Source organism: Mesorhizobium sp. M1E.F.Ca.ET.063.01.1.1 (assembly GCF_003998155.1).
In the GTDB taxonomy this organism is placed as follows: domain Bacteria; phylum Pseudomonadota; class Alphaproteobacteria; order Rhizobiales; family Rhizobiaceae; genus Mesorhizobium.
Genome location: NZ_RZSC01000716.1, coordinates 1 through 2979, shown reverse-complemented (window position 1 = coordinate 2979; position 2979 = coordinate 1). Strand labels below are relative to the sequence as shown.

Annotated in this window: 1 protein-coding gene and 1 pseudogene; one reads left to right on the top strand and one right to left on the bottom strand. The window is 62.3% G+C overall.

The window, feature by feature from the left end; genetic code table 11:
- Positions 1 to 43 precede the first annotated feature (43 nt).
- Positions 44 to 1795: a type IV secretory system conjugative DNA transfer family protein gene (locus EOA29_RS31125; RefSeq protein ID WP_245468596.1), complete on the top strand. Its 1752-nt coding sequence runs from the start codon at positions 44 to 46 to the stop codon at positions 1793 to 1795.
- Between the two features lie 227 nt (positions 1796 to 2022).
- Here EOA29_RS31125 and EOA29_RS41770 read toward each other — a convergent pair.
- A pseudogene (locus EOA29_RS41770) lies at positions 2023 to 2979 on the bottom strand (hypothetical protein); the annotation flags it as partial.

Below are 2979 nucleotides of genomic sequence, written 5' to 3'. Positions count from 1 at the left end.
GGTCAACGTCTTTGCCCCGCACCGCGATCGGCGCACCGGCAAATTGCGCCTGACGCGCCCCAGAGTTCGCGGCGGCAAGAAACTTTGGATCGACGGCGATGACGTCGGCGGCTTCGTCATCGGACCGCCAAGGTCGGGAAAAGGCGCGGCGCTGATTATCCCGAACGCGCTGATGTGGCCCCATTCGCTTGTCGTGCTGGATCTTCGCGGCGAGACCTATGAAGCCACGGCCGGTCACCGGGCCACCTTCAGCCAGGTCGTCCGCTTCGCGCCGGCCGACCGCGACGGCAACACCGCCTTCTATAATCCGATGGACTTCATTTCGCTCGATTCGGCGCAGCGGGACATCGACCTGCGCAATATGGCGGCCGCGCTCTTTCCGCGGCCGCCTGCGAACGCCGATCCCTATTGGGTCAACGATGCGCGCCTCCTCTTCACCGGCATTGCCTCTTACGTCATGGAGTCGCCGAAGATTGCCGACGAAAACCGCAGCTTCGCCACCATCCTCAAGATCATGAACGGCGCCGATGAGCCGATCCTGGAGTTCCTGGCTAGCCTGCGCGACACCCGCCGGCATGAAGTGTCGGATTTTACGCTGCAGACGCTGCTGCCCTACGCGGATATGGCGGAGAAGCAGTTTTCCGGTCTCTATGCCGGCGTGCGCACCGGCATGGCGCCCTTCCTGAACGAGCGGTTGATTCGGGCAACCTCCCGGAGTTCCTTCGACATCCGCAATCTCAAAAGCGAGCGGGTCTCGCTCTATCTTGATTTCCGGCGCGAGCAGATGGCTTCCCTCGGCCCGCTTTTTAATGTGCTCATCACGCAGATGATGAACTTCATGTCCGAATCCATGCCACGCCCCGGCGAGCACCAGGTGCTTGTCCTGCTCGATGAATTTCAGAACCTCGGCAAGCTTGAGAAGGTGACGGACATGGCCACCGTCCTTGGCGGCCACGGCGTGCCGATGTGGTTTTTCGTGCAGTCGCTCAAATCGGTCGACGAGATCTACCGCAAGGAAAGCCGCGAAACGCTGATCAACGCTGCCCGTGTCCAGATCTTCTTCGGCGCCCAGGAGACCGACGATCTGCGCTACGTCTCCGATCAGATAGGCGAAACGTCCGAACCCCAGAAGGACGTCACCAGGACCCAGGCGAGCCTTTTCGACACCTATTACACGCGCTCCGTCCACAGCAAGACAGTGCGCCGGCCGCTTATGCGGCCGGACGAAATTCGCACCATGGATAAGAGCAAGGTCGTCATTTTGCCGCGGGGCGAAAATGCAATCCTTGCGACTCGCAATTTCTATTTCGCTGATCGGGAGCTCTCCAGGCGGGCTTTCATGGTGCTCCCGGCGAGCGTAAAGCACGCCAAACCAGTCGCTGCCGCCGCTGCCCTCCCCTCTCCGTCTGTCCAGTCGATCGTGCCGGTTGGGCCACGCTACCGCTCCGGCATCACACAATCGCGGCTGCAGCGCGGTGCGACGTTCGCTGCAAAGGTTGGGCGTGCCGAGCCCCCAGTCGCTCGCCGTCGCCTGCCCGCCTCGCAAAAGGCAGCCGGGATTGAGGCGAGCCTCATCTCGCCGGCAGCGGCGGCGCCCGCAGCGGGCAATGCCGTCGATTTTTCGGCTTTGGCGGCCCGGGCGGCGGCGACCAGGATCTCGCCGCAAAAAGAGGCCGTGATTGCGGCCATTCTCGCCGAGGCTAAATCTTTCCGTTCACAGTCGACTGACTCCGAGACGTTCGATCGCAATTTAAGCGTCGTCGCGGAAGCATTGCCGGATGTCGTGGACGAGTGATCCCGTCCTACAACCGCGCGTCGGCGGTCATTGTTGGTGGGGTCCAACAAGCTCCGTTTCCGCTGAGAAGAGTTGACTTTAGGCGGCAAAGCCGGCCATTGGGTTTGGCGGCGCGCGGTGGCCGCACATAAAACAGGGCACCTGAAAAGGACTCGGGCACCTTGTCTAAGGGCTTGAATTAAGCATGTCTTCTCCCGAAACCGGGCCCACCTTCGAAAGATAAGTGCTTAGCGCTCGTATTCGTTGTCCTGGCTGCGCTGTGTCTTGCGGTCCTGATCGTCGGCCTGCCGGCCCTTTTGCTTAGCTAAGTCTTTCTGCTGCTGAACGCGTTGCCGCGCCTTTTCGGCATGTCGCGCCGAGGTCTCGGGCTGACGCGTATCGTCTCGGCTCGGCAAATCGCGGCCGCGCGCATCTCTTTCAGGCGCGGCCTCGCCGGCGCCCCCTGCACCCTTTTGCTGCTCGAACTGGAGCCGAGCGAGACGATCGTGCATCTTGTCGTTCACGCCCTCACGGTATTGCTCGAAACGCGTTTGCTCGGCGTTGGGGAGCGTGTCCCGCATCTGATCCAACGCTTGATTCACACGCGCCATCTTCTGCCGCATTTCCAAAGGTGTCTGCGCCATTTCGGTAGCTCCTATCAGCCTGGTCAATTCTTTCATGCCGGGATGGGACAAGAAGGACGAGGTCGGCGCCGGTCCCCCGCCATCTTTGAAGACGCCAGCGGCCGGCTTCTCGCCTGCCCTGTGCGCATGAATCTGGAGGACATTCTTGCCGATCGCCTCGGCCGCGGTCAGGGCCTGGCCGGTGACGCCAGCCGCCCGCATCACGGCGGCCGTCCGCTGCCACACGCCGGCGATCGCTCCGCCATTGGCGACGAGCAATCTGCTATCCATACGACTCCGCTGCTTGTCCTCCACGCGCGCGACGGTCTTGTCACTGACCTGATAGCGCGCATCGTGCTGCGCGCGTTTGTAGGCGCCCGCATGTTCTTTCGTATAGGGTCGGCTCATTGCATGATCGTACCGGCGCGTTGCGACCATCGCTATGCCGTGTTCGCGCGCCTTCTCAGCGTACGCTTCCCGCCAGGCGTGGAGATCCGCCTTGTAGAACGTCAGCCGCTCGCCGTCGGCCGACCGCGCCTGCACCATGGCGTGGATATGGACGTGCTTCGTCTCGGCATGATG